The organism is Ochrobactrum sp. EDr1-4 (assembly GCF_049199085.1).
In the GTDB taxonomy this organism is placed as follows: domain Bacteria; phylum Pseudomonadota; class Alphaproteobacteria; order Rhizobiales; family Rhizobiaceae; genus Brucella.
On the sequence record NZ_JBLZOF010000016.1, the window covers coordinates 16959 to 41464 of the forward strand.

Genomic DNA, 24506 nt, shown 5'->3' on the forward strand with positions numbered 1-24506 from the left:
GATAGCGCAGGTTCAACCGCGATATCATCACCCTTTTTCTAAGGAATTTTACCGCAGCACTGGCGGCGAAGCGTTTCAACTGGGAGGAAGAAATGAAACTGTCTAAACTATTTATAAGCACAGCTGTGATGTCCACCATCGCAGGAGCTAGTGCTTATGCACAAAGCCAACAAGAACTCATTAAACCAATCGACAAAGAGCTGACTTTCGTCTTCATCCCTAAGGTAATTCATCCCTGGTATGACGTCGTCGCGGAAGGTAGTAAATTCGCGGCAGAAGAATTCGCCAAGTCCGGCATCAAAATCAATGTCATCTGGGATCAGCCACCACAGGCGGACGTCGCGGATCAAAACCAGCGGATCGAGACGAACATTGGTCGTAAGCCAGACGGCCTCGCTGTGGCTTGCCTTGATAGGGCGACCAATGTGCAGCTTCTAACTGAGGCCAAGGAAGCAGGCGTTAATGTAACGACTTTCAACTCCTTCTGCGATGACAAGTTTCCTTTCATCGGCCCCAAAAGCAGTTATCAGGATGGTGCAGATCTTGGTGAGTTTCTCGCCAAACACTTAAACGGTAAAGGAAAGATAGGCATTCTCGCTGGCAGCCTTACTGCGTCGGATCATGTTGAACGTATACAAGGCTTTAAGAAAGCGCTTGAGAGCTACCCAGACATGAAGATCGTATTTGAGCAGCCAGACAACGATATTCTGGAAGAGGCAGTTACTTTAACCGAGAATGCGCTGCAAGCGAACCCGGACATCGCTGGAATCTTTGGCTCAAATGCGTCCAATCCGATAGGTGCGGCCCGTGCCGTGAAGAATGCAGGTTTAGCTGGCAAGATAGCCATCGTCGGCATGGATGACTTACCGGAATCTGTTGATGCAGTCTGCGATGGTACGATCACTGCGCTCAAAGCACAGCGCCAATGGGATATGGGTTATTGGTCGGTCAAGTACCTGGTTGCAATAAACGAAAACCACACAATTCCGATGCTCCACGACACTGGTTCGCGCTTCATAACCAAGGAAGACTGTAAGTAATTACCAACATGGCGGAGCGTATCTATTGCGCTCCGCTCTGGAGACGCCGCTATGTTACAGTTCACCTTCGAAGCCCGGGACATTTGCAAATCGTATGGCGTCGTTCATGCGCTGAAAGGCGTATCAATCGGCATAAGGCCAGGTGAAGTTCACGCGATCATCGGCGAAAACGGCGCTGGAAAAAGCACGTTGATGAATATTTTTTGTGGCAAAATTCGACCATCAACAGGGATGCTTTATCGAGACCATGAACAAGTCTCTTTCAACAAACCCCTGGACGCCCAAAAATCAGGCATCAGCATCGCGCCGCAAGAAATAAATCTCGTACCCAATTTGACCGTTGCGGAGAACGTCATGCTGGGCGCGCATTCAATGTCAAAAATAGCCATCAATTGGAAAAAGACACGTGAGAAGGCCATTCGGCACCTGCTCGAGATTGACAAGTCTATCGACGTCCAAAGCAAAGTTTCTGAACTGAGTAAAGCACAACAGCAATTGGTGCAGATTGCTCGGGCTGCAGCGACCTCTGCTCGTATCCTGATCCTTGATGAGCCAACTGCTACACTGACCTCACGTGAAACGGAGAAGCTTTTCAGCTATATACGTCGCTTTCGTGCCGATGGTGGCGCGGTATTCTATATTTCTCATCGTCTGGATGAAATACTGGAACTCTCCGACAGGATTACTGTGCTGCGAGATGGCACCTACGTCTGCGAGCTTGACCCTAAGACGACAACCAAAGATGAGATGGTGCGCCACATGGCGGGGCGCTTGGTGGGGCGGGGGAACCCAACCCCTCACCTGAGTATCGAAAATCGTGATGTGGTACTCAAAGTGGATGGCCTAACACGCTACGGAGAATTTGAGAATGTAAGTTTCGAGCTTCACAAGGGAGAAATCCTTGGCGTCTCAGGTCTTGTCGGAGCTGGCCGGACCGAGGTTGCTAAGTGTATTTTTGGTCTCACGCAAGCTGATAGCGGCACTGTCGAGCTTTTCGGTCAGCGGCTTTTGCGGCGCACCCCGATCGATTGCATTGCAAAGGGCCTCGTCTATTTGCCCGAGGAAAGAAAACAAGAGGGAATATTTCCACTGCTGAGTATTACAGAAAACATGTGCATGCCGTCGCTCGACCGGTTTAATGGAATGTTGCACATGCGCACTGCGGACATGCTCAGAGAAGTTGATGGCTTTATAGAACGACTGCGCATCAAACTTTCTTCGCCTTCCGATCCGATTACAAGCCTCAGCGGCGGCAACCAGCAAAAGGTGATCATCGGCCGATGGCTGATGCAAAACGCGCGTGTGCTCATCATGGATGAGCCGACACGTGGCATCGACGTCGCCGCGAAATTCGAAATCCAAGCTGAACTGCGCAGATTTACAGACAAAGAAGGGCTTTCGATCGTCTTCATTTCTTCAGAACTTGAAGAAGTGCTGGATGTTTCTGATCGCATCCTCGTCATGCACGAAGGAAAAGTTAAAGGAATTCCTTCCGCCGCAAGTGCTAACCAGGAATCGCTTCTACAACTCGCAATGAGCTAGGCACCGTAAGGTCAAAACCTATGACAAACGACATCACCCTTACCTCTACAACTTCCCGGACAAAACGACCGGGTCTTATAACGCGGTTTTGGCAGTGGGAAGCCAGTGGAATCCTCGTTGCGCTGATCGTTTTGATGATTGCTCTTTCTTTTGCTACGGACAACTTTCTTTCGACATACAACATGTCGGTTGTGGCGCGTCAGGCAGCATTCGTTGGTCTTGTAGCCCTAGGGCAAACGCTCGTCCTACTCGTCGGTGGCATCGATCTCTCTGTAGGGGCTTCGGCTGGTCTCTCTGCAATTGTTGGGTCACTCTTGCTAACCATGTTTGGTGTTAACCCCTACATGGTGATTCCGCTCACGATGGCCTTCGGTATGTGCCTTGGTTTCATCAATGGCTTTTTCATCGCAGGCTTACGTCTCAATCCGTTTATCGTGACACTTGCAACATGGGAGATATTCGCGGGCCTGACCATGGTCATCACAAAAGGATACCCCATCCGCCCACTTGGTGAGGCATTCAGCGTCTTTGGGCGGGGCGAAATATTCTCGATACCGATACCAGTGCTTGTTTTTATTGCATCTGGCATCGTCCTCATCTGGCTGCTCACACAAACAAAGTTTGGACGCAATATCTTTGCCGTTGGCGGCAACAGGGAGGCAGCTATTCTTGTAGGCATTCGAGCAAAATATGTGGAGTTCATGGTTTTTGGACTCGCTGGAATGTTTGCTGCACTTGCGGGAATCCTATTTGCAAGCCGCATGGATGCCGGACAACCATCAGTGGGCGAAGGTTGGCTGATGGGTGCAATCACTGCAGCAATTCTTGGCGGCACCAGTCTTCGTGGTGGTCAAGGATCAATCGTAGGCACTATGCTTGGTGCTATGCTTCTGACGGTATTAGCCAACGGAACCGTTCTTCTTAACGTTTCGGGCTTTTGGCAACGCGTCATTGTCGGTGGTGCGGTTCTCGTCGCTGTATTGGTTGATCTCTTCCGCCGCCGTAATTAGCGCACCATCAGCTGATTTCAGATGTGTGGCAATTGAATACGGCGTCATTTATAGGCAGACTGATACAATTTCGAAGAGAGAGTGTGGAACGAGTGTCTGATCTTAATGATGATCTGCGAACCAGGGCGGCCTGGCTCTATTACAAGGAAGGGTTAACCCAGGATCAGGTTGCCCGAGAGCTAGGGATGACACGAACACGGGTACTTCGGATGCTTGCATCAGCCCGATTGGACGGCACCGTTCAGATTCGCGTTATTTCCAAGCACAGTCGCTGCGTAGAGATAGCGCGTGAACTGGAACGAAAGTTCAAAGTCGAGCGCGCTATCGTGGTACCCATGCCGCAAAGGCCCGAAATGGTTCCGGAAATCATAGGAACAGTGCTTGGAGAGTATCTTACTGATCTCTTGAATGAGAACATGACTATCGGGCTCGGATGGGGCAAAACGCTTAGTTCTTGTCTCCAATCTGTCCCACAACAAGAGCATGCGGGCGTTTCCGTCGTGTCTTTGTTGGGTGGGCTAACGAAAGTAAGCACATTCAATCCTTCAGAGTTCGCTTGGCGTCTTGGGGATAGACTTTCGGCGGAAAGCTATCTTATTGCGGCACCGGTCTTCGCGCCGGATGTGCGGACCCGCGAAGCTTTACTTACGCATCCAGGTATTCGAGAGGTGTTCCGTCGCTCTCAAAATCTGGATGTAGCTATCGTCAGTGTGGGAGACTTATCGCCGTCATCCACCTTCGTAAGCTACGGCCTGCTTGATAAAGAGGAAATGGTATCGTTGCAAAAAGCCGGGGCTATTGGCGACATCCTCTGCCGGTTTATCGATGCTGATGGCGTAATCGTGGACCATGACGTCAATCGTCGGGTCGTCGCTGTCGACCCACGGACGCTGCGTACTTCACGCAAAATCGTATTGGCATCAGGTGGTTGGCATAAACTCGCAGTATTTAAGGCAGCTATGAAATTGCTTTCCCCGCATGTGATCCTGACGGACGAGCAGGTGGGCGAGAGGCTACTCGACGGCTAACAAAGCCGGAGGGAGGAAGGTTTCAACGGTTCAATTACATTATGTGGTTTCCCTTGGGTTTCCACAACGGGAATTGTTGACGCAAATTTGCAGCATAGGTGGCGCAAGGCGCTTATTTTCGGGAGGAGAAACTTAATGACTTATGACTATACTTCGATCGGCTTCTACACTTTCGATTGCCTGGGACGCCCTGTCACAGAGATACCGCCTGGTGGAAACACTTACTTCATAGACGAATTGACAATGGCCGTATCCGGCGCTGCCGGTGCTGCTGCTGTCGTCGCTGCTAAGTATGGAATGAAGGTTCTTGCCGTCGGCGGCGTCGGTGATGACTTGATGGGTGATTGGGTCATTCGCCGCATGGCGCACTTCGGCATTGATACGTCGATGATGCAGCTCTGTGAAGGTGTTGGCACATCGTCGTCTATTGTAACCACGAGACCGGATGGACAGCGGCCAGCTTTGCATATGCGTGGCGCTACAGGTGCCTTCGTGATTGCTGATGAAGATTATGACAAGGTTCTTGATGCAAAGGTAGTCCATATGGGCGGGACTGGCTTGATGGACAAGATGGATGGAGAGCGCAGCTTCCGTTTGATGGCCGAGGCCAAGCGCCGCAGTCGCATTACGACCTTGGATGTTTTTGCGGCAGACAAAAAGGACATGACAAATGTGGCTGGCCTCCTGCCCTACACAGATTATTTCATCCCTTCAATCGAGGAAGCACAAGCGCTTTCAGGCCTCAAGACGAAAGAAGATATTGGACGCTATTTTAATGATCTCGGTGTTCAATGCACTGTGATGACGATGGGCGAGCACGGCGCCTATTATCACCACGTCGACGGCACTCGATTCCACATGCCAGCATTCAACATCGACGTTGTTTGCACCTGTGGCTGCGGTGATGCTTTCAATGCCGGGTTCGCAGCCGGCATTATCAAGGGACTTAATCCAGAAGAAATGACCCAGCTGGGCCAGGCTTCGTCTGCTCTCAATGCATCTGGTCTGGGTAGTCAAGCCGGTATTGTAGACTTCGAAAGTACATTAGCGTTTCTAGAGCGCGCGCAAGTTAGGAGACCTAACGCGGCATAGATTATATACGGCAGCCGCAAATAAACCCGCCTTATCGCGAGCGAGATTGCGTGAGTGCTGTTGATCCTCGTAAACTAATCGCCCTACCCGTATGGTATTGTTGACAGCGCACACGCCTGCCTGCCCGGGAGAAAAGCTCTTGCCAACAGCAGGGGCGTTCGATTTTGGAGTGAACGGAGTGTATTTGCCGGCGGATCTTATATTTTTGATTCGAAGTCCGAAACCTTCGTTCACTAAAAGCGAGCATGAACTGATGCGTTGTACGCGTTTTCCGGAGGATTTTGACGTAGAGTCAAGAACACCCAGTGTGTCCCAGGCGGTTTTGGCCTGTTGTGCGCTTTTGTTCGAAGCCGCGAGTAATGATCGTTAGAGTGAGCAAACCGAATCGTGTTGATATTGACATCATTTGGTGATACTTATGACGCCTCTGCAGGGAGTCGAATTATGCGCTCAACCATCAACCTTGATGACAATCTTTTAGAAAAAGCCAGATTGTTGACCGGAACGAAAGAGACAGCCGCTTTAGTCCGACAAGCGCTAGAAACACTTGTGCGACTAGAGACTGGTAAACGCCTTATCGCTCTTGGAGGTACGATGCCGGACGTTGAAGCAGCTCCTCGCCGTCGGAGCTCAGAGAAGAAGTGATTTTGGCAGACACTTCAATTTGGATTGACCATTTCCGCAGCGGCGATAATGAGCTCATTAAGATTATCGCTGATGATCTTTTGCTTTGCCATCCAGCGATTATAGGCGAACTTGCGTTGGGCAGTCTCCGAGACAGGACGAGTGTATTGGCTTTTTTGAATGTGCAGCGTGAAGCTGAAGTCGCAACACATGACGAAGTCATGACCATGATTGAAAAGCACTGCATTTTTAGCATGGGCATTGGCTATACTGATGCCCAACTGCTGGCATCAGTTCTTCTCGACCGGCGAACTTCACTGTGGACCCGAGACAAGCGCTTAAAGGTTACGGCTGAAAAAGCCGGTGCACGGCTTTACGAGCCGCTGCACAATTAATTATGAAATGACATTATCCACTTCACGGTTTGTTTTGAGGAAGAATATTGCGATCAACATTTAAAATGATCAATCCAATCATCTGATTGCCGGTCAAGAACACGACTGCTTTATCAAAGTCAGACGTGATGCACAAAAAGCTTTTGCGGAATTGATTTGATATACTTGGGATTGGTGATTTTGCCGTCTGGCCGCTTATCGTCCTGGGCGGAAATCATGAATAGTATTTTCAATGCGGCATGCTAAAAAACAGAGATATTAATGCAGCACCGCTCTAAGAGGCACCGGTGCTGCAATGTTAGTTCCTAAGTTTTACTGACCGCTGGCGGCTTCCAACGCCCCTCGATCGCGTCAGCTTTGGGCAGATATAGTCGCATGACGGCGTAAAATGGTTCGTGAGGAGCAGGAAGCCAATTCGATTCAAAGTTCGATCCTGGACTTTCGTGCTGCAGATAGAGTACTATTTCCCCAAGGTCATTTTTCTGGAGCTCGCTGAGCATCGCCGAGTTAATAAGGTAGCGATTGATAGGGTTTTTGACGAGTAACTGCTTGGCCCTATCATACATGGTTATCGACCAGAATGCATCGACGGGCGGCAATGTTTCCGGCGAGAACGTCAAAGTATAATTACCAGTCTGACCGTTCAGCGGTGTCATCTTCCCGTCGAGGGCGTAAATCACATAAAGGGCTTCCTGTACTGTGTTGCCGTAAATTCCGCCTTGGGCGGCTGCGGCACGAACCATGTACTTGCCCTTCATGAATTCGGGCGTACCGAATAATTTGAATGAATCGGTCAGCCGGCCGGCTTCCTCGCGAATTTCCTTTTCCGTCGCTATCGCCACTTCATTCATTAGGGCCACTGTATCGGCAGGCGTGTTTACGCCCGGCCACGTTTCGCCCTGTCGGATGCCGAGACTGGCGAGATTCTCACGCTGCGGCTCATCTCCCGGATATGGTGGGGCGAACTGGAGCAGGAAGGCAGCAAGCGCCCAATAATCCGATACCATCTTTTCGTCGGATATCGGCAGCCAGGCGATTGATGGAAGCGCATCGGGTTTCGGGGTGCCGGCATAAGCAGACAAAACTGCCGCCTTGTAGCCTGCCTGAATCTCCTTCACCCTGTCGAGGTCAGTCGCCGAGAAGAGCTGTGTCCTGACAATGCCGATGGCGAGCGTCGTCGGCATTTCGATAACACGCTTGATACCTTTCGGTACATCGCCCTTCCAACCGGGGCCCGTGATCAGAAAGTCGCCACCGTCATTACCATCGACCCGCGTACCCGGATAATCGACATTGTTGGTGTAAAGATCGACCAGTTGAAGGGAGTAATACCGATCCTCCTCAATCGACGGCATTGTTACCACAACAGGCTCGGCCCGCAGATCGAAGACAATGAAGGAATATGGCGTGTCCGAGTTCGGCGTAATGATCGCTGTGTCCTCGGGTGTATAGACCCGGGCAATACTGACCATTGTGTTGAAAGGCCCCTTGTACTGGCCACCGCCGGGCTCGAGCGCATACTGGTACATGGTGAGATAGTTCTTCACCATCGGATAGGTGTAGATATAAGCCTCACGGGCCGACGCCCTGATGTCGTCCTGTGCGAAGGATGGCAATGATGGCAGCGCCATCAACGCAGCAGTGCCGGCAAGAAACGTCCGTCGCTTCATTTCACTTCCTCCGCTAGAGGAAATTCCCAGTTTCCATCCAGAATGTTAGCCTCGGGGCGATACAGGCGAACCATGTAGTTCCATCCCTCTGGTGTCGGCAGACAGTTGGCAATCTTTCCGTCGCAGCCGCCAAACTGGACCGTCACACTGCCGTCCGCGTCCTTCGTCGCGGTGAGGTTGTTGACTGTATAGGTATTCGACTTGTTCTGACTGAAAAAGCCCTTTGCATCATAGATACTGATTGACCAGAAGCCTTTGACAGGTACTTCGGCGACCTTGACGCTATACACGGCCTTGCCGTCATTCTTGGCCACCGTACGGTTCAGATACAGCGCGTCTTTTTCCGGGTTGCCACCCCACCCCATGGCCGAGCCGATGAAATGGCGAACCGGATCAACCTCATCCTTGGCTCCGAACATGCCGCGCGTATCCGGCAGCGCTGCGGCTAATTGCAGAATGATGGATCGGGTCTTGTCACGGCTGGCGCTATCCCAGTTAGGGATTTCAAACTTGCCGGGGCCGCCCGGCTGTTGAGCCGTGATCTTGTCCTGTAGTTCGTGCACTGCCTTCACATCTTTGGGATCCTCCGGATTGGCAAGAATACGGATGCCAGGAAAGACATAGCGCGTTCCGATCTCTTCACGGGTAAACGTGTAGGTGCCGGGTTCATAATAGACACCATGTGTATAATGATTCTGATCGAAAACCTGCATGGACATGAAACGCCCACCAGTGTCAGGCAGCGTGACCGTCACAGGTCCTGCGTCAAGATCGAACACGGCTGACGAATAGAGTGTGTCCCGGTTCATACGGATGATGGCCTGTTTATCCAACGGCGTCATCTCGCGGTCGTGGCCGAATTTGCCGAAGCGGCCAATCGCAACAACTGCTGAAAAATACAGGTCGCTCTCGGCTCGGACGAAATTGTCGCTGTTGACCTGAACTGGCTCGGCCGCCTTAACAGACGGAGAGGTCATCAACGTTGTTGCGGCCAGGGCCGCAATGCCAAGTGCCAGACTTCTACCCTTGGAACTTTTTTGCCATGAGTTACGACTGTCGAAACGCATTTCCAACCTCATCTTGATTTAGCTTCGTAAAACACAGATTGAACAGCAAAGCTTAGAAGCGAAATGCCAATCCCAGCATTGGCCCCTGCTGAACAACATCGAACACAAAATCGTCATGGTCATAATCGACGCCAAGGGCACGATAGCCAGCGACAGCGGAGATATTCTCGTTAAACTGGTAGCCAATACCGGCCGCAACATCCCAATCGAGCTTCGCCTGACCTGCTCCGATCAAGCCCCAGCCACTCAGATACACATTGTCCGACAGGAAATAACGGCTGCGAAATCCGGCCATAGCGTCGACCCAGGTGGCGCTATCGCTACGCTCGACGCCATCAAGCAAGCCGCCCGAAAAGCTAAGTTCAGTTTTTGCGTACCAGACACGGGCGCCGGCAACAGCGTCGAAGTTGCTTTTTCCGTCTGTGAACAGGGAATATCCCGCACCGAACAGGCCCGTGAAAGTTTGCGATGTCAGACTCACATCGCGCGCGAAGAAACCCCGTGGGGTTCCCGAATCCGTTGTGGTCTTCGTATAGATAATGTCGCCAAAGAAGCTGTAACGATCATTCCGCGCTTCCGCGACACCCATGAAAGAAAAGTCGAGATCGTTGAGGATATCACCGAAATCAGATTTGAGATGAACTGCCGGCAATCCGAACTGGCCGACGTCCCCGGAAATCCCGGCCGCCCAGAAATAGGGGCTCGCTGCAAAACGCCATTCGGAATTCTCGACCGGTTTTGCTTCCGGAACGATGACAGGAAGAACCGCATCAGCCGCATGTGCTACAGATATTCCTGCCCCCAGAAGAAGGAGAGGTAAAGCAAACTTGCCGATCATATTCATCACTCGACCTTAGGATTTGAGTTGTGTCGATGAGTCGTCAAAACGCCCTGCAATAAGCGTATTCTGAGAGCTATTTTGGAAACAGGAAGGTCAGGGTCGTGCGCAGCCCCCAATCCGGACCACCACTTGGGGCTTCCGCGTAATATCGGCCACCGACCTGGAAACTCATCGCCTGTAAGCCGACCTGAAATACTTGCGTAACACCGAAGTTGACCGGCGCAGTCCATTGGGAAGCCTCCCAATCATAAGTTGAATCCACGCTGACCGAGGCTGACGTACCATGACCAAAATTATAGGAAACGAAAGGCTGCAACAGACTGACACTGACGTCTTGCCTGTCACCATCACCGGCAACCGACCAGATATGATTGGCAAGACCACCGACCGTCCATTTATCCTGCTGGACGAGCGCAACGGCTGTTGGCCCCAGCCCGAATTTCCCGGTACCCAGATAATCGTCTGTGGCTGTGGGCAGAAGGAAAACAGGACCAGCCCCCCAAATCAGACCATTCACGGGCTCTTTCGGTGAAAAGAAGAAACTGGCATTAATATCGCCGAGGCCGGTTACACTCCCGCCCGGCATATAATCTCTATAAGAGATTGGGATAATCGTCCGCGTTATCAGATTCCAGTCTTCGTTCACGCTAAACGGTATTACCGGTTGAACATTCAGCGTGAATGCAAAACCATCGCCCTTGGCGCCAGCCTTGAAATCGTAGTTGCCTTGAAGCGGCACGCTGATCAGATTGGCAAGCGGGTTGGCCAGTTTCTGTGAAAGATCATCAGCAGAAGACTGCGCCTCACTTGTGGCTGTGCTCCCCATGAAAGCTGCCAAAATTGTCGCACTCATTACCACGGCTTTGCCAGCCGCCACACCCCAAATCTTGTCCATCATTCCCCGACCTTCGACAGCGACACCCTCTTGCTGCGCACGTCTCGTTGCAGCAAGAGTATTATGCATGCTTTCAAAAGAGAGACTGTCCGAATCCGGACAATTCATTGGTCGTTTATTAAATCTACATTTATTTCTTGCTTATAATTTTTAAATATAGATAAGCTGAAAAGCAGAACCAACATGCGCCTCTCATCCAGTTCCATAGAAACATATGCAAGAAGTATCACGTGAATACGCCGAGCAGATGATGAGCGCCAATGGCTGGCTTTCTTACATGCCTGAACCCTTCAGGCGGGAAATTTTCGAAAAAGCCGTGGTCATCAGCTACGAGCCAGGACAGGCCATCTACAGGGTCGGCGACCCTCTTGGCGGAATGTACGGTCTTGTGGCAGGCAGTGTCTCCATCAATACAGCGTCGGACAGCGCGACGCCCCGTCTTGTTCACCTCGGTGTTGCAGGAGCCTGGACGGGTGAAGGTCCTTTTTTGACGGGGCAACCAAGACGCGCAGAATTGCGGGCGTTGAGTGCTGCCTGGATGATGCATATCCCGTTGGAAGCAATGGAACAGATGGCCAGGAAGGACTCAGCCTTCATTCGCGCTGTGTGCGTTAACACAGTTTTGACGGTAGACGTTCTGGTGCGCATTGTACACGACTTACAAAAGCGTAACGCATCGCGCCGTATCGCCTCCGTCATTCACCGAACTGCATGGCTTGGAAATGAGTCTATTCCGCTGTCCCAGCATGATCTAGGCATCATGGCAAATGCATCCAGACAGCAGGTCAACGCAACGCTCAACAAGTTTTCCCAAAACGGCTGGATTGAATATAATTACAGAAATATCTTTATCAAGAATGCTAAAGAAATATCCAATCACGCGGAACAAGAGGATTAAATTAGAATTAATTCTCTCTTTTATTTGGATATTTCACGGTAAATCTACCTCATGAACTTCATGCCGCGATTACCCTTACTTTGCGCAGTAGCCGCCTTCGTAGCGGGACAATCGCTGTTTCTCCTCGTAATGCCGCCACTCGCGCGAAGTTTGGGCTTCACCGATCTCCAGGCTGGCTTGATCGTGAGTCTGTCAGCTCTCCTATTGATGATATCAGCGCCTTTTTGGGGGCATTTGAGCGACCGACTGGGACGGGGGCCTGTTCTCAGTCTCGCCATTGGAGTAAGCGCGATAGCACTTGCTGCTATTGCTTGTGTCATTCACTTACGCCTGAGCGGTATGTTTTCAGCCGGCGTTGCGTTGATATCAATTGCCGGATTTCGGGGCTTACAGGTTTTACTGGCGGGCGGAATGTTTCCCGCAGCCCAAGGTTATATTGCTGATACGACCGAACGCTCGGATCGAACCAGAGCAATGGGGTTGCTTGGCGCCACTACGGGACTAGGTGGCGTTGCGGGCGCGGCCGTTACATTTGGTGTGGCTCCCAACCACCCTGCAACAGCGTTCGGGTTTGTGGCACTTGTGCTGACATGTGCTTTAATTGCAATCAATAAAATGCACGCTCCCAAAGTCCGACCTGTTGAGATGCCCGAAAACGCGGAAAGCCTCGGCAAAGCATTCAATATATCTTGGCCTTATATGGCCATTACGATGGTATCGTTCGCAGGATATAGCATTCTTCAGCAGGTAACAGCCATCAGAATGCAAGACACCTTGGGATTCACTGTTGATGTCTCAATCGAAAGATCGGGCGCAGCATTTCTCTGTACCGCAATTGCGATGGTTTCAACACAAATAGTCTTGTTGCGTTTACCGACTTTAAAACCATCGACTCTACTGGCCGGAGGCGCGCTGATTTCCGTTATATCCGTCCTATTAAATATCTCAGCCACCAGTTACGGCATAATTTTTTGTTCATTGCTCATCCTGGGCATCGGTTTGGGTCTGATGTTACCAGGGAATATGGCGGGGCTGAGCTTGGATAATGCCGCCGGCACGCAGGGAAAAGCGGCTGGCCTTAATATTCTAGCTCAAGGTATTGGGCAGACAATAGGCCCAGTTCTTGCTTCATACTCTTATGGTATCTCTCGGCTACAACCCTTCAAAATCAGCTGTTTTCTCTTCGTTTTAGCACTCGGCATCGCACTTCACTTGAGACGCCTATCCATAAAAAGACGGGGATGAATGTTTTTAGTTCTCGTCCTACGCGCAGAGGAGCCCTCTACGCCTTAAAGGGTAGGACCGCTTACCCATCCCATTGAGAGATGTGCTGATTGCCAGTCAAGAATGTGGTTTTGGGTGCGGCTACGGATTGCATTTGCGTAATCTAGTCCGAGCTTATTAGCCCGCTAGTGCACTGTTCCTCGGGTATTGATGATCCCTCATATGCCAGCCTGTATCTTCCATACAAAAACTCTGCAGAAACCGGAGATGCAGCAACACTGCTTCAGCGATAAGCTCAGTCGAGAAGCGATGGCGGCCATAAAACGAGGGGCGACGACCTTCGTGCTGCCCTCTTCCCGGCTCAGTTCAGAATGGACTGAAGGTCACGCGCACCGTGCAAGATGCGCAGCACTTCGATGCGTTCTGCATTGTGCGTGAAGAAGACGAGATAGCGGTGATGGCGCGCGACGCGCAGGCCCTCTCCGAGGTCAGGTCGTGCCGGGAAGCTGTCCGGCCGCACCGCAATTGCGCTAAAGATGAGCGCTTCGAATTCCGCGATAAAGGATAGCGCCCGATCCGGGTTGTCGATCGCGATGTAATCGCCGATCTCGATAAGGTCTGCCTGTGCGGCGGGACGAATAAAGGGCGTCATTGTCCGGCCTTGGTGTAGCGGGCGCGCAGCGCTGCAAAGACTTCTTCAGCAGGAATAGCGGGGCCGCTTTCCAGCCCTGCGCGAATAGCTTCCCGCAAGGCTTCAAGATCCCGACGTTCGGTGTCGTGCGCACGCACCCAATCGCGTAATGCCTCACGAATGACTTCGCTTGTAGAGGCGTATTCACCGCCAGCAACAGCATCGCGCACTGTGCTTGCCATTTCTGTGGGCAGGGTAATGGTCAAACGTTCCACTGAAGACATGACTAAGCTCCTTTTTCGCATACTTTATCATACTTAGTAATCAGGTCAACAGCAGAAGCCCATCAGAGTAGCAGCCTTGGCCTTGGGCCCGCGCCGTGTAACTCTATATCCGTTTTCAGTACAGGCTAGGCGAAAGCCGTAGAAGTTGGAATGATTACATAAATTCAGTTTCGGATTATTCGAGATCACAGAAGAAGACGGCGATATCATCGCAAATGTTATGAGGCGCGGTTAAAAGGGCGTCTCTGGCGCGAGGGTTGAGTATGTTTTCTCTATCCCGGAGGTAATACGATTTAGACAAACGTCATCGTTGAGTTCTGCACAGCGCCGAGCACCGCACAACGGAATGGTCATCCACACAAATACGTCACCCGACGCGATCATCATCGGTTTACGGCAGACATTATCTAAGACGTAAATGCTCGGTGGATCCGAGGGCGATCTAATGTCAGGCTTCTGCTTTAGAGTTAGAGTCAAGAACATGAAAAGAGGCTTTGGTGGTGAAGTACACCTTGCCCGATCTTGTTAAGGTCGTGACTTGGCAACTGTCAGACTATACCGGTTTCATGCCTGACTCCTCTTTCAGCCAAGCGATAAAATCCTGAACTGCTTTCCGCTTGGTAGTATCGGGCAATGTGACCGCATAATAGGCGAACTGGGTCGGCCATGGCCGATCCAGTGCTAAAGCCAGGCGACCTGATTCAATTTCTTCGACCGCATAGACATCCCGCACCAGAGCAAGGCCCTGGCCGGCGATGGCCGCGCGAACCAGAAGATAATCGTCGTCGAACGCCGCACCACGCTCCGCGCGTGGATCATCAGCCACGCCAACAGCTCTAAACCATAGTTGCCAATCGGCCCGATCAGAATCCTGAAGCAGCGGCCAATCAAGGCAGTCCGACGGCTGCGTTATCGCTGGCCCAGCAGCAAGCAGCGCAGGACTGGCAACCGGCAAGAGAACAGGAGCCATCAGATATTCCGAAACAAGGCCGGGATATCTACCGAGCCCGTGCCGGATTGCTACATCCACCCGATCTCGCCTGAGATCAACGAGACTTGACGTGGCCTCAACGCGAATCTCGATATCCTGTCGCCTGCTAGTAAACTTGCCAAGCCGAGGCACCAGCCATGATGCGGCGAATGAGGGGACCGTGCTAATGGTCAAAGTCGGTCGGGCATTGGCTGCTTCCAGCGCTTCAAGTCCTGAAGCAATTTGGTCAAACGCCAAAAGCATGCCGGGATGAACTTTTTCCGCCGCTTCCGTCAGACGGACGCCGTAGCGGGTTCGCGTGAACAGCATAACACCGAGACGATCTTCCAACTGTCTGATTTGCTGGCTGACCGCACCGGATGTGACACCCATAGCCTCGGCGGCTCTCTTTATACTCAGATGCCTCCCCGTCTCCACAAATGCGCGAATGGCGAGCAGGGGTAGCACAGGATTCATAGTATAGCCTACTTAACTTCTAACAATAGATCATATCGTTTGTATGGCCAATTTTCATTCGTTACTAATTCAACATGGCAAGCGATTATAGTTTAGTTCAACTCAATTTTAGCATGGATGATGGAATGGCCGCAAGAATGACATCACAGGATATTCAAGCCACTTTCAATGACTGTCCGTGGTTTCTATCCGTCGCGCCTTCCACGTTGTCCCTGCTGCTAATGTCAACGCTTCAAAACCAACAAGGCGGTGGCGCTGCACTGCCACCGACACATGGGCAGTCACAATGATCGACCTTTATACGGATTCCTCCCCTAACGGTTTCAAGGCGACCATTGCCCTTGAGGAACTAAGGCTGCCCTATCGTCTGCATCATGTGCGGATAGACGGTGGCGAGCATCGTCAGCCCTCTTTCCTTGCCCGCAATCCCCATGGCCGCATTCCGGTTATTTCGGATGACGACACCGGGATAACCTTATTTGAGTCGGCAGCCATTTTGCTCTATCTGGCTGATAAAACTGGAAAACTTCTGCCGCAAGTTCCCCGAGAGCGATGGGAAGCGATAAAATGGCTTCAGTTCCATACGTCGAGCATGGGACCGATCCTCGGGCAGCGCGTCCATTTCGAAATGTTCGCAAAAGACAAAATCCCCTCTGCCATCGAACGCTACCGAAACTTGACCGACGACGTCTTCTCAGTACTTGACAGGCGATTGGCCGACAATTCCTGGTTGGCGGGCGAGGAGTATTCCATCGCGGATATCGCCACCTTCGGCTGGACACATATCGCGGTGATCTGCGGATTTACATTTAAACAACATCGAAACCTCTCCCGCTGGCACAAACAGTTAGCGGAACGCCCTGCTGTGCAGCGCGGCATATCGCTCCCGGCTCCGGCAACCGGGCCGTGAACAACTTAATTAAGGAAAGTCATCAGTCATGACGATCGCTACCAATCCCATGTCGTCCATTCAGCTTGCAGAGGGAACTTCGTCCGAAGCCTTTGCAAAGCATCCCGGCTATCGACGAATGTTCAAACCCGAACAGCTCACAGTTGGAATATTCCTTCCGCTACGCTTTTATCAAGGTGACATGACAGTGCTGGAGGGACAGACAGATCTTGTCAGTGAGATCGACAGACGTGGTTTTGCAGCAGTCTGGCTGCGCGATGTTCCGCTCTTCGATCCAGGTTTCGGTGATGCCGGGCAGTTATTTGATCCATTTACCTATCTTGCCTATCTGGCCGCCAAAACGGAGCGCGTTTCGCTAGCGACCGGCAGTGCGGTGTTCTCGCTGCGCCACCCCATCGATCTTGCCAAAATGGCAGCAACCATCGATCAGCTTTCTGGTGGCCGCCTGGTTCTCGGCATTGCATCGGGCGATCGCCCCGTCGAGTTCCCAGCCTATGGTATTGATTTTGACACACGAGGCGAACGTTTTGCGGAAGCTGTCGCGTCGTTTCGTCGTCTCACCACAGAAAGCAGCCCATCGATCTATGGGATGCCTGGTCCAATGCGTGGCGCTGATTTGCTTCCCAAGCCGGCAATCGGCCGTATCCCACTCATCGTTACAGGATCAAGCCGGCAGACGCCCGAATGGGTGGCAAAACACGCGGATGGCTGGCTGACATACCCGCAACAAACGCATACGTCGGAAGGGCCGAAACGCTTAGGGCAGAATATCCGTGGCTGGCGCGAGCAGATTAAAGATGGTGGATTCCGACCACACATGACGAACGAATGGCTGGATCTGGTTGCCGATCCGAATTTCCCTCGCACGCCCTTGCAGGGAGGTTTCGTGCTCAGAACAGGGCGGAACGGGCTGATCGACCTGTTAGGAGAATGGCGGAATGCGGGCGTGAACCATGCGGCTCTTGGCATCCAATTCTCACAGCGTCCTGCGGCTGAAATCATACAGGAATTGGCCGAAGAAGTTCTGCCGCTGTTCCCTTCCCATGAAGGACCTGTACCACTGGCAGCGAAATGGTGAGCCTGACAACAGAAGAAAGGAATCGCAATGACCACCCAAGACAACACCGCCCCCCGTAAACTGTACAATACCTTCCATCCCACACTCGATACAAGCGATGAAATCACGCGCGGGAGAGAACATCTAAGGCCTGACCACAGTTCGCCTTCGAATTAATGAAGAGCGCGCAAAAATGGTCAGGCAAATCCAATGCTATTGCAGCTTTAGTGTCCAACGACAGTCGAGTTCGACAGACGGGCGCCTGGGGTAAATCCATACTCTCTTGCAAACCCAGCAATAGCGAGTGCGATAAACAGCAACACAGTCAACGCCCAGGGAAAGGCGACAGGGCCATAAGAATCCAACAAAATGCCACCCAGGATCCCAGCGCCGGCGATCGCGCTGTTCCAGGCGACGACGTTCATAGAGAGTGCGACATCGGCACCATCACCAGCAGCATCTGCCAATGCTGTTTGCAGTAGCGTTGCGGCCCCGCCAAAGGTAAGACCCCATATGGCAACGCCGGCATAGATGACGCTCGGCACCATCGAAGCCATTCCAAGCACCAACGCCACCAAGGCGAACGTTGCAAGACTTATCAACACAGTCGCGCGCAGGAATCTATCGACCAGCTTTCCAGCAATCCAGATCCCAACGAGCGCAGCAAGTCCAAAAATCAGAAGCACAAGGTCTATTCGCTTTTCTAGTCCGGCAGGTTGAACGAAGGGTGCGATATAAGTGTAGAGAATATTATGGGCGAGCATCCAGGCAATAACCACTGCAAGCACTGGTCGCACTCCTGGCGTTGACAATACACGGAGCAAAGGCATGGCTTCGCCTCTCTTCTGGCCTGGATAGTCCGGCACTTTCGACACAACCCAAACAATCAGGATTAGCGTCAACAGCGACATAATCCAAAACGCTGTGCGCCAGCCGACAAGCGATCCAAGCCAGGTTCCCATCGGCAGCCCCAGTGAGAGCGCGATTGGTGTACCGACCATTGCTATCGCCATCGCCTTGCCCTGTTGGTGGACGGGCACCATCCGTCTTGCATAGCCCGCCAGCAAACTCCAGGCCAGGCCAGCAGCCATCCCGGCAAAAAAGCGCGCGGCGAGCGTCAATGCATAACTCGATGATAACGCCGTCACAGAATTAAAGACAAGAAACCCGATGATCGTGAATAAAAGAACCCGCCGACGGCGCCAGCTGCTAGTGGCGATGGTCAGCGGGATTGCCGCTATCAGCGAGCCCAACGCGTAAACTGTTACCATCTGACCGACGAGCGATGGAGAGACACTCAGACCATTACTGATTTGAGGCAAAAGCCCTGCAGGCAGTGTCTCCGTAAGAATGCAGATAAAGCCGGTCATGGCCAGAGCCATTAGCGCGGCAACAGGCAATCGTTCAACGTCTTCTGTGGGTCGGGTTAAAGTCATATTAGTCAAGCACCTCAATATATGGATCATTCAGTCCATATATTGAGGTAAATTGCGCTTGGCAAGCACTTCTGGATCGATTAGTATAGAACAAGTTTATGGAGGGCCTCATGGCGCGAACGGGACGTCCCAGGGCGTTTGATAGAGAACAGGCACTGGATGCTGCGATGAGGCTGTTCTGGGCACAAGGCTATGAGCCGACCTCTCTCAATCAGCTTAAGGCGGCCATGGGCGAAATTTCACCGGCTAGTTTTTACGCAGCCTTTGGCTCCAAAGAGGCCCTCTTTGATGAGGTTGTCCACCGTTATCAGTCCTCCTACGGTCAGGTGACAGCAAGCCTGAAGGACGAGGATCTGCCGCCGCGTGAGGCTATCGAAAGTGCCCTCAGGCGGTCTGCAAGAATGCAGACTGATCAAACTCATCCACCTGGATGTTTGATAATACTGGGCGCCAGCAATTGTTCACCGGAGAATCGACACGTGGATGATGTGCTCGTCGCAGACCGGGCGCAAAACCGTATAAGCATTGAAGCCTGCATCAAACGCGCGATTGACAGTGGAAAGCTGTCGCCCAAAACCGACATCATCGGCCTAGCAACCCTATTTCACACTTTCCTGATGGGGATCACATTTGAGGCTCGTGACGATGTCCCTACCAATCATCTTGATGCTGCTGTCACAGCGCTTATGCAAGTATGGGACATGAACAAAGCATCATAACGAGATTTGGCTGCGGTGCGCCCTACCCACTCCGCTGCCTATTGTATCAAATTCTCCGATTGCCAGTCCTTCATGAGCATTGAAAGAGCTTGTAAATCCTATGCCAATGTTTGGAATGAGATCGCAAAGCCCACATTTCCTGCGGCACGCCTCCTCTCCTCTGGTTGCCTAATACAAACTTTGGTTCGTAATAAGCTGCGATAATCTGGTAACAGCGGTTCTCCATCAGCCATCCACTTATAAGAACGACGTCTGCGACTAAGCTCATTAAAATAGTTAAATCTCGTCTGACGTTGATAATCTGGCCAGATATCGGCCTGGAATTTGCTTTTGAATCAAAGCCTCGAATATGTGCATCACATTCCAGATGTACCAGGCTGTGATTGCAGGGTGACAGTCAAAATCCTTAGCGTGCGTCTTTCACGAACGCCAACATAGCCCGTAATTTGTAGATTGTTGCCCGAAATCAAGCTTGCTTTTGATTTCGGGCTGCCCTCCATGAGGACGTTAATTAAATTCACTTTCAATAGAATATATGTATTGAGTTGGATAAAACCAAACAAAAAAGCCGCTGCAGATTCAGGCGGAATTCAACTAAGCAATCATCGTAAAAACCTTCTTCTAATATTAGAGCTGCGCGCGGATTGACTGTTTTGACATGTCGGAGAACACCCGACGGGTATTCAGAGGTGAACCTTTGCCACACCTGTTCCATCTCCTGCCGAAGCATTTACCTTAACACGTAGTGCTATGAGCAATGCGGCAAGCAGCATCACCAGGCTGCCACCTATGAACACGCCAACAATGCCGCTTAAGCCGAACATGAGACCTCCGGTTGCAGCCCCGGCAGCGATGGCCCCTTGCACCGAGGCAACCACCATTCCACCGGCGCTTTCCGCCTGATCTGGAACTGAACGGGCAACCCAGGTCGACCAGGCGACGGGTACACCGCCGAACGTCAATCCCCAGAAAGCCACCAGAAGGGCCAGCCCAAGGCCCGAGACAGGTAGGAAGACAAGAGCCAGACCGGCGACGCCAACAAGCATTGGCATGAGCACAAGTGTGAGGTGCAGACTGCGCTCCATCAACCAGCCTCCTAGAAGAGTGCCAACAAAATTCGCTATGCCAAAGCCCAGCAGCATCAAAGCAAGCGCATCCGGTCCAACGCCAGCGGTGCTTTCGAGAAATGGCCTTATATAAGTGAACAGCGCATAATGCCCGGTGTGCGCGAGAATGCAGCCCAACATGCCAATTGCAATACCTGGACGCAGCACGACATCGAGCACTGTTCTAAGACGGGCAGTCGTTTTACTTGGCAAAAGCCGCGGTAGGGTAAAAAGCTGAAACAACAGTGTCACGAGCCCAATAGCCGCCGCTGCATAAAAAGCACTACGCCACCCGAATAACTCCCCCAGATAGCTGCCTAACGGCACCGAAACAACTGTCCCCACGGCGATGCCACTAAAGACGATAGAGAGAGCGCGCGGAAGGAGTGCGGGAGGCACAAGCCGCATCGTTACAGCCGCGGCCATAGCCCAGAAACCACCAAGAGCAACGCCCAGGAAAATACGCATGATCAACAGAATTGTTATGCTGGTGGAGACCGCCACCAGCAAATTGGAAGCAATCATCAACGTGGAGAAGGCCAGGAGAACTATGCGCCGGTCGAACCCTCTTGTCAGAACCGGAACAAACAGACCGGAAAATAGCGCCACCACTGCGGTGACTGTAACGGCCTGCCCTGCCAGGGCCTCGGACACGCTAAGCTCGGCGGCCATAGGTGTCAGCAGGCTTGCCGGCAAATACTCTGCCGTCAGCAGACCGAATACGCCCATTGTCAGCGAAAACACTGCAAGCCACGACGCAGATACGGGTGCTTCAAGCATTACGCCATCAGGCTCTGTGTTTAATCCGGAGCAGCAAGTGATATCAGTCATCCAGTTTCTTTCCGTTTTCAAACAATTTGGCCCGGAACCTAGACATCAACCATCGGACGATCTATGACTAATGGGCCTGAATAATTGATAGAAACTCCTGATATGGCCTTTCAAAATTCCTTCGCGATATCCTCTGACCTCCTAAGCGAGTTGCTGTCCGGGATGCGACTGCGCGGGGTTCAATATCGCCGCATACAAACGGGGCCGGAGTTCGGCATGAGTTTTGATGCCAGACCGGGTCATGCCTATTTCCATTACCTTGCCGTAGGCACAGCACTGCTAAGAAGCGCAGATGGAAGTCTTCACAGGCTACCGGCAGGCAGCGCCGTTCTCATGCCTCAAGGCGGAGAGCACGCGTTGCTGTCCGATGATAGTGTCCCGGTGCAACCTATCGACAGCTTTGCCACAGCGGCTCTTGGCGACGCGGTCAGTGGGGTGGACACCTGCCCGAGTACCAGCACGATACCCAGCGCCATTCTATTTTATGGCTGTATGGAGTTCGATCTGGGCGGAATGCAGGGGCTTGGTCCGCTGATGCCGCCCTTCATGCTGGCGGATGCTCATAATGACCGTTATCCGGGACTGGAACCCATTTTCACCAGTATGAAGAATGAAATCTGCTCAGGACGGATCGGATTTGCAGGCGTACTCGCGCGATTGGCCGAAGTTATGGCCGCCATGATCGTGCGGGGCTGGGTGGAATGCGGTTGTGAAAATGCCTCTGGTCTCGTGGCTGCCTTGCGTGATCCGCGTCTGGCGCGCGCTATTCTTGCACTGCACCGAAACCCTGGCCATGACTGGTCAGTGGAAGAACTTGCGGCAGAATGCAACATTTCCCGATCTGTTTTTGCCGGGCGCTTTCAATCAACCATTGGTATTCCGCCGCTTCGCTATGCTTCCGAACTTCGGATGCGGCTTGCCAGCCAATGGCTGAACCGGGACAGGCTGGCGATTGACACTGTAGCGTATAAGCTTGGTTATACGTCTCAAGCTGCTTTCAGCCGCGCATTCAAACGTGTCACTGGATGCCCACCGGGCGCAAGCCGACTGTTAACCGCGAACTCTAAATAGATGTATCCCAACCATTTTTTACTAGTCGCAAGTACATCCTGCCATGGTCATTGGTAACATAAATAATGAGAAGACAGTTTTGATTGTTATTCGAGAACATGCGCGTCTTGTTCCCAGCAGGTTTATCCAACTGCGATTTCGGATTACGCGACGAAATCAAAAACCTTCAAGCTCAATTCTAAATCGCCCAAGATTGCACGCTTCGGTTCGATTCCATAAAAAGCTTTGAAACAAACGTTAAGCTCACCAGACCTCTCTACCCTCGACCCACACACGAACAATATCATCTCTGCTGGCGTTCAGTACGATCTTTGCAGCTGTTTCTTCGAGGGTGTCGATCCCCGGCCAAATTTTAATAGGGCTATTCGGGCGATTGGTTTCAATGAGGACTGCATCGAAGCGGAAGCCTGGCGCGAACTTTCCAACCTGAAGTCCGATTGCTTCACCTCCACCGGCGGTCGCCAGCCAGAGTATTTCCGCAACCGTTACCGGGGCACTGGATACGCCTCTGGTGGCCGCTGGCGTCGTTGCATCAACACCTCTTCCATGAGCCCGCGATGCTATGAGGCCATGACGACACGCATCAAGAACTGAGGGGCTATAACCACCGGAAATGTCACTACCCAAGCCCGTCCTCACATCCATATCGAGTGCGCGTCTCAGCGGAAACACCGCATTGGCGAAATAGAAATTCGACAACGGACAATGAGCGACTGCTGCGCCTTTCTCGCGAATAAGCTGGAGGTCCTGTTCGGTGACGAAATTTGAATGTGCGAGCACTGTATGTTCACGTAGCAACCCAAAGTCACGTAACACCTCACTGTCAGTACGACCATGACGTTCAAGAACAAAGTCACGTTCCCAATCACTTTCCGAGCAATGTGTCTGAACGATGCATCCGGTTTCGGCAGCCAATTCTCCTAATCCTTGCAGAAGTTCATCGGTACAGCTCGGGATAAAACGTGGCGTAATAATCGGCCTGACTAACGCGTCTTCTCGTCCCGCCAAAGCATGCACACGATTAATGAAACGACGCGTGTCCTCAATTGCATTTTGAGCACTCTGATCACGGTAATATTCCGGACATTGCGCGGCATCATCCATCGCCACTTTTCCGACAAAGGCGCGCTGACCTTCATCAAGGCAGATTTGGGCTAGTTCTACTGAGGCCTCTACATGCGTCGTTGCAAAGTAAACCGCGGTTGTCGTGCCATGTGCTAACAAACTGCGCACCAGGTCGCGATAGACGGTACGCGCAAAATCAACGTCTTCATAACGGGCTTCGAGCGGAAACGTATATTTCTGTAACCACACTTCAAGTGGTTCGTCTAAGGCTTTGCCAAGTTGCGGCCATTGCGGCGCATGAATATGCAGGTCAACAAGGCCCGGCATGAGAATGCTTCCATGAGCAAGCTCAATCAACTCGTCTGAATCTCTTGCACTCGAGACCAACTTATCGAAATCGGGTGTGCCATCTACCTGGACATCGGTAATGACGCCTTTTGAATCAACGGCTATCGCCACGCGATCCATTGCCTCTATACGACCGCGCTCAGGGGTGTGAAAAGCTGCACCGCAAATTACAAAATTACGCATAAAAATCCTCTATGCCGCCCGTTAGCGAAGCTTCGGGAAAGCCGCAACAAAACATGGGATAAACCATAACCGACGTGAATCTTCTAAGTGAA

The 24506-nt window shown here is 52.0% G+C and carries 23 protein-coding genes; 13 read left to right on the forward strand and 10 right to left on the reverse strand.

Going from position 1 to position 24506, the window contains the following annotated elements:
- Positions 1 to 92 precede the first annotated feature (92 nt).
- The 7 genes from ACOZHT_RS23525 (at position 93) to ACOZHT_RS23555 (ending at position 6731) form a co-directional block, all read left to right on the forward strand.
- Complete coding sequence (locus ACOZHT_RS23525) at positions 93 to 1040, forward strand: substrate-binding domain-containing protein (protein ID WP_421566862.1); 948 nt, start codon at positions 93 to 95, stop codon at positions 1038 to 1040.
- 51 nt (positions 1041 to 1091) lie between these two features.
- Positions 1092 to 2582, forward strand: a complete 1491-nt coding sequence (locus tag ACOZHT_RS23530) for a sugar ABC transporter ATP-binding protein (protein ID WP_421566864.1) — start codon at positions 1092 to 1094, stop codon at positions 2580 to 2582.
- A 20-nt stretch (positions 2583 to 2602) separates the two neighbouring features.
- A complete protein-coding gene (locus ACOZHT_RS23535; RefSeq protein WP_421566866.1) occupies positions 2603 to 3592 on the forward strand; it encodes an ABC transporter permease in 990 nt (329 codons plus the stop codon).
- Positions 3593 to 3777: 185 nt separating this feature from the next.
- Complete coding sequence (locus ACOZHT_RS23540; RefSeq protein ID WP_421566868.1) at positions 3778 to 4620, forward strand: sugar-binding transcriptional regulator; 843 nt, start codon at positions 3778 to 3780, stop codon at positions 4618 to 4620.
- 135 nt (positions 4621 to 4755) lie between these two features.
- Entirely contained in the window at positions 4756 to 5712 is a 957-nt protein-coding gene (locus tag ACOZHT_RS23545; protein ID WP_421566870.1) for a carbohydrate kinase family protein, read from the forward strand.
- 444 nt (positions 5713 to 6156) lie between these two features.
- Positions 6157 to 6357 (forward strand): type II toxin-antitoxin system VapB family antitoxin, encoded by a 201-nt coding sequence (locus ACOZHT_RS23550; protein ID WP_079210524.1) that lies wholly within the window; start codon positions 6157 to 6159, stop codon positions 6355 to 6357.
- Positions 6354 to 6731, forward strand: a complete 378-nt coding sequence (locus ACOZHT_RS23555; RefSeq protein ID WP_007881511.1) for a type II toxin-antitoxin system VapC family toxin — start codon at positions 6354 to 6356, stop codon at positions 6729 to 6731. Before ACOZHT_RS23550 ends, ACOZHT_RS23555 begins: the two co-directional genes overlap by 4 nt.
- Positions 6732 to 7036: 305 nt before the next feature.
- On the opposite strand, the gene ACOZHT_RS23560 is transcribed toward ACOZHT_RS23555, so the two are convergent.
- The 4 genes from ACOZHT_RS23560 to ACOZHT_RS23575 all read right to left on the reverse strand — a co-directional run bounded on the left by ACOZHT_RS23560 (position 7037) and on the right by ACOZHT_RS23575 (position 11273).
- A complete protein-coding gene (locus tag ACOZHT_RS23560; protein WP_421566873.1) occupies positions 7037 to 8401 on the reverse strand; it encodes a DUF1254 domain-containing protein in 1365 nt (454 codons plus the stop codon).
- Positions 8398 to 9468, reverse strand: coding sequence for a DUF1254 domain-containing protein (locus ACOZHT_RS23565; RefSeq protein WP_421566875.1), 1071 nt, complete (start codon positions 9466 to 9468; stop codon positions 8398 to 8400). The genes ACOZHT_RS23560 and ACOZHT_RS23565 overlap by 4 nt, the downstream gene beginning before the upstream one ends.
- 52 nt (positions 9469 to 9520) lie before the next feature.
- A complete protein-coding gene (locus ACOZHT_RS23570; protein ID WP_421566877.1) occupies positions 9521 to 10306 on the reverse strand; it encodes a DUF481 domain-containing protein in 786 nt (261 codons plus the stop codon).
- Positions 10307 to 10382: 76 nt separating this feature from the next.
- A complete protein-coding gene (locus ACOZHT_RS23575; RefSeq protein ID WP_421566879.1) occupies positions 10383 to 11273 on the reverse strand; it encodes a transporter in 891 nt (296 codons plus the stop codon).
- A gap of 181 nt (positions 11274 to 11454) precedes the next feature.
- Between ACOZHT_RS23575 and ACOZHT_RS23580 the strand changes: the two genes are divergently transcribed.
- Positions 11455 to 12102, forward strand: coding sequence for a Crp/Fnr family transcriptional regulator (locus ACOZHT_RS23580; RefSeq protein WP_421566881.1), 648 nt, complete (start codon positions 11455 to 11457; stop codon positions 12100 to 12102).
- Between the two features lie 51 nt (positions 12103 to 12153).
- Complete coding sequence (locus tag ACOZHT_RS23585; protein ID WP_421566883.1) at positions 12154 to 13347, forward strand: MFS transporter; 1194 nt, start codon at positions 12154 to 12156, stop codon at positions 13345 to 13347.
- A gap of 340 nt (positions 13348 to 13687) precedes the next feature.
- On the opposite strand, the gene ACOZHT_RS23590 is transcribed toward ACOZHT_RS23585, so the two are convergent.
- From ACOZHT_RS23590 to ACOZHT_RS23600, 3 genes are all read right to left on the reverse strand, one after another.
- Complete coding sequence (locus ACOZHT_RS23590) at positions 13688 to 13978, reverse strand: type II toxin-antitoxin system RelE/ParE family toxin (RefSeq protein WP_421566885.1); 291 nt, start codon at positions 13976 to 13978, stop codon at positions 13688 to 13690.
- Entirely contained in the window at positions 13975 to 14241 is a 267-nt protein-coding gene (locus ACOZHT_RS23595) for a type II toxin-antitoxin system ParD family antitoxin (protein ID WP_094543872.1), read from the reverse strand. Before ACOZHT_RS23595 ends, ACOZHT_RS23590 begins: the two co-directional genes overlap by 4 nt.
- 553 nt (positions 14242 to 14794) lie before the next feature.
- Positions 14795 to 15688, reverse strand: a complete 894-nt coding sequence (locus tag ACOZHT_RS23600; protein ID WP_421566887.1) for a LysR substrate-binding domain-containing protein — start codon at positions 15686 to 15688, stop codon at positions 14795 to 14797.
- A 286-nt stretch (positions 15689 to 15974) separates the two neighbouring features.
- On the opposite strand from ACOZHT_RS23600, the gene ACOZHT_RS23605 reads away from it, so the two are divergent.
- Together ACOZHT_RS23605 and ACOZHT_RS23610 are read left to right on the forward strand one after the other, a co-directional pair.
- A complete protein-coding gene (locus ACOZHT_RS23605) occupies positions 15975 to 16598 on the forward strand; it encodes a glutathione S-transferase family protein (protein ID WP_421566889.1) in 624 nt (207 codons plus the stop codon).
- A gap of 28 nt (positions 16599 to 16626) precedes the next feature.
- Positions 16627 to 17676: an LLM class oxidoreductase gene (locus ACOZHT_RS23610; protein ID WP_421566891.1), complete on the forward strand. Its 1050-nt coding sequence runs from the start codon at positions 16627 to 16629 to the stop codon at positions 17674 to 17676.
- Between the two features lie 203 nt (positions 17677 to 17879).
- Here the strand turns inward: ACOZHT_RS23610 and ACOZHT_RS23615 are convergent, their stop codons facing one another.
- Complete coding sequence (locus ACOZHT_RS23615) at positions 17880 to 19091, reverse strand: MFS transporter (RefSeq protein WP_421566893.1); 1212 nt, start codon at positions 19089 to 19091, stop codon at positions 17880 to 17882.
- A gap of 110 nt (positions 19092 to 19201) precedes the next feature.
- Here ACOZHT_RS23615 and ACOZHT_RS23620 point away from each other — a divergent pair, with 110 nt between their 5' ends.
- Complete coding sequence (locus tag ACOZHT_RS23620) at positions 19202 to 19810, forward strand: TetR/AcrR family transcriptional regulator (protein WP_421566895.1); 609 nt, start codon at positions 19202 to 19204, stop codon at positions 19808 to 19810.
- 683 nt (positions 19811 to 20493) lie between these two features.
- Here the strand turns inward: ACOZHT_RS23620 and ACOZHT_RS23625 are convergent.
- Positions 20494 to 21747 (reverse strand): MFS transporter, encoded by a 1254-nt coding sequence (locus ACOZHT_RS23625; protein WP_421566897.1) that lies wholly within the window; start codon positions 21745 to 21747, stop codon positions 20494 to 20496.
- Between the two features lie 102 nt (positions 21748 to 21849).
- On the opposite strand from ACOZHT_RS23625, the gene ACOZHT_RS23630 reads away from it, so the two are divergent.
- Positions 21850 to 22818, forward strand: a complete 969-nt coding sequence (locus ACOZHT_RS23630) for an AraC family transcriptional regulator (protein WP_421566899.1) — start codon at positions 21850 to 21852, stop codon at positions 22816 to 22818.
- Between the two features lie 243 nt (positions 22819 to 23061).
- On the opposite strand, the gene guaD is transcribed toward ACOZHT_RS23630, so the two are convergent.
- Positions 23062 to 24414 (reverse strand): guanine deaminase, encoded by a 1353-nt coding sequence (gene guaD / locus ACOZHT_RS23635; protein WP_421566901.1) that lies wholly within the window; start codon positions 24412 to 24414, stop codon positions 23062 to 23064.
- Positions 24415 to 24506: the final 92 nt, after the last annotated feature.

Excerpts from the sequence above, each read along its gene's own strand:
- ACOZHT_RS23525 (WP_421566862.1), top strand. The coding sequence starts at position 93 with ATGAAACTGTCTAAACTATTTATAAGCACAGCTGTGATGTCCACCATC.
- ACOZHT_RS23530 (WP_421566864.1), top strand. The coding sequence starts at position 1,092 with ATGTTACAGTTCACCTTCGAAGCCCGGGACATTTGCAAATCGTATGGC.
- ACOZHT_RS23535 (WP_421566866.1), top strand. The coding sequence starts at position 2,603 with ATGACAAACGACATCACCCTTACCTCTACAACTTCCCGGACAAAACGA.
- ACOZHT_RS23540 (WP_421566868.1), top strand. The coding sequence starts at position 3,778 with ATGACACGAACACGGGTACTTCGGATGCTTGCATCAGCCCGATTGGAC.
- ACOZHT_RS23545 (WP_421566870.1), top strand. The coding sequence starts at position 4,756 with ATGACTTATGACTATACTTCGATCGGCTTCTACACTTTCGATTGCCTG.
- ACOZHT_RS23550 (WP_079210524.1), top strand. The coding sequence starts at position 6,157 with ATGCGCTCAACCATCAACCTTGATGACAATCTTTTAGAAAAAGCCAGA.
- ACOZHT_RS23560 (WP_421566873.1), bottom strand. The coding sequence starts at position 8,401 with ATGAAGCGACGGACGTTTCTTGCCGGCACTGCTGCGTTGATGGCGCTG.
- ACOZHT_RS23565 (WP_421566875.1), bottom strand. The coding sequence starts at position 9,468 with ATGCGTTTCGACAGTCGTAACTCATGGCAAAAAAGTTCCAAGGGTAGA.
- ACOZHT_RS23570 (WP_421566877.1), bottom strand. The coding sequence starts at position 10,306 with ATGATCGGCAAGTTTGCTTTACCTCTCCTTCTTCTGGGGGCAGGAATA.
- ACOZHT_RS23575 (WP_421566879.1), bottom strand. The coding sequence starts at position 11,273 with ATGCATAATACTCTTGCTGCAACGAGACGTGCGCAGCAAGAGGGTGTC.
- ACOZHT_RS23580 (WP_421566881.1), top strand. The coding sequence starts at position 11,455 with ATGAGCGCCAATGGCTGGCTTTCTTACATGCCTGAACCCTTCAGGCGG.
- ACOZHT_RS23585 (WP_421566883.1), top strand. The coding sequence starts at position 12,154 with ATGAACTTCATGCCGCGATTACCCTTACTTTGCGCAGTAGCCGCCTTC.
- ACOZHT_RS23590 (WP_421566885.1), bottom strand. The coding sequence starts at position 13,978 with ATGACGCCCTTTATTCGTCCCGCCGCACAGGCAGACCTTATCGAGATC.
- ACOZHT_RS23595 (WP_094543872.1), bottom strand. The coding sequence starts at position 14,241 with ATGTCTTCAGTGGAACGTTTGACCATTACCCTGCCCACAGAAATGGCA.
- ACOZHT_RS23600 (WP_421566887.1), bottom strand. The coding sequence starts at position 15,688 with ATGAATCCTGTGCTACCCCTGCTCGCCATTCGCGCATTTGTGGAGACG.
- ACOZHT_RS23605 (WP_421566889.1), top strand. The coding sequence starts at position 15,975 with ATGATCGACCTTTATACGGATTCCTCCCCTAACGGTTTCAAGGCGACC.
- ACOZHT_RS23610 (WP_421566891.1), top strand. The coding sequence starts at position 16,627 with ATGACGATCGCTACCAATCCCATGTCGTCCATTCAGCTTGCAGAGGGA.
- ACOZHT_RS23615 (WP_421566893.1), bottom strand. The coding sequence starts at position 19,091 with ATGACTTTAACCCGACCCACAGAAGACGTTGAACGATTGCCTGTTGCC.
- ACOZHT_RS23620 (WP_421566895.1), top strand. The coding sequence starts at position 19,202 with ATGGCGCGAACGGGACGTCCCAGGGCGTTTGATAGAGAACAGGCACTG.
- ACOZHT_RS23625 (WP_421566897.1), bottom strand. The coding sequence starts at position 21,747 with ATGACTGATATCACTTGCTGCTCCGGATTAAACACAGAGCCTGATGGC.
- ACOZHT_RS23630 (WP_421566899.1), top strand. The coding sequence starts at position 21,850 with ATGGCCTTTCAAAATTCCTTCGCGATATCCTCTGACCTCCTAAGCGAG.
- guaD (WP_421566901.1), bottom strand. The coding sequence starts at position 24,414 with ATGCGTAATTTTGTAATTTGCGGTGCAGCTTTTCACACCCCTGAGCGC.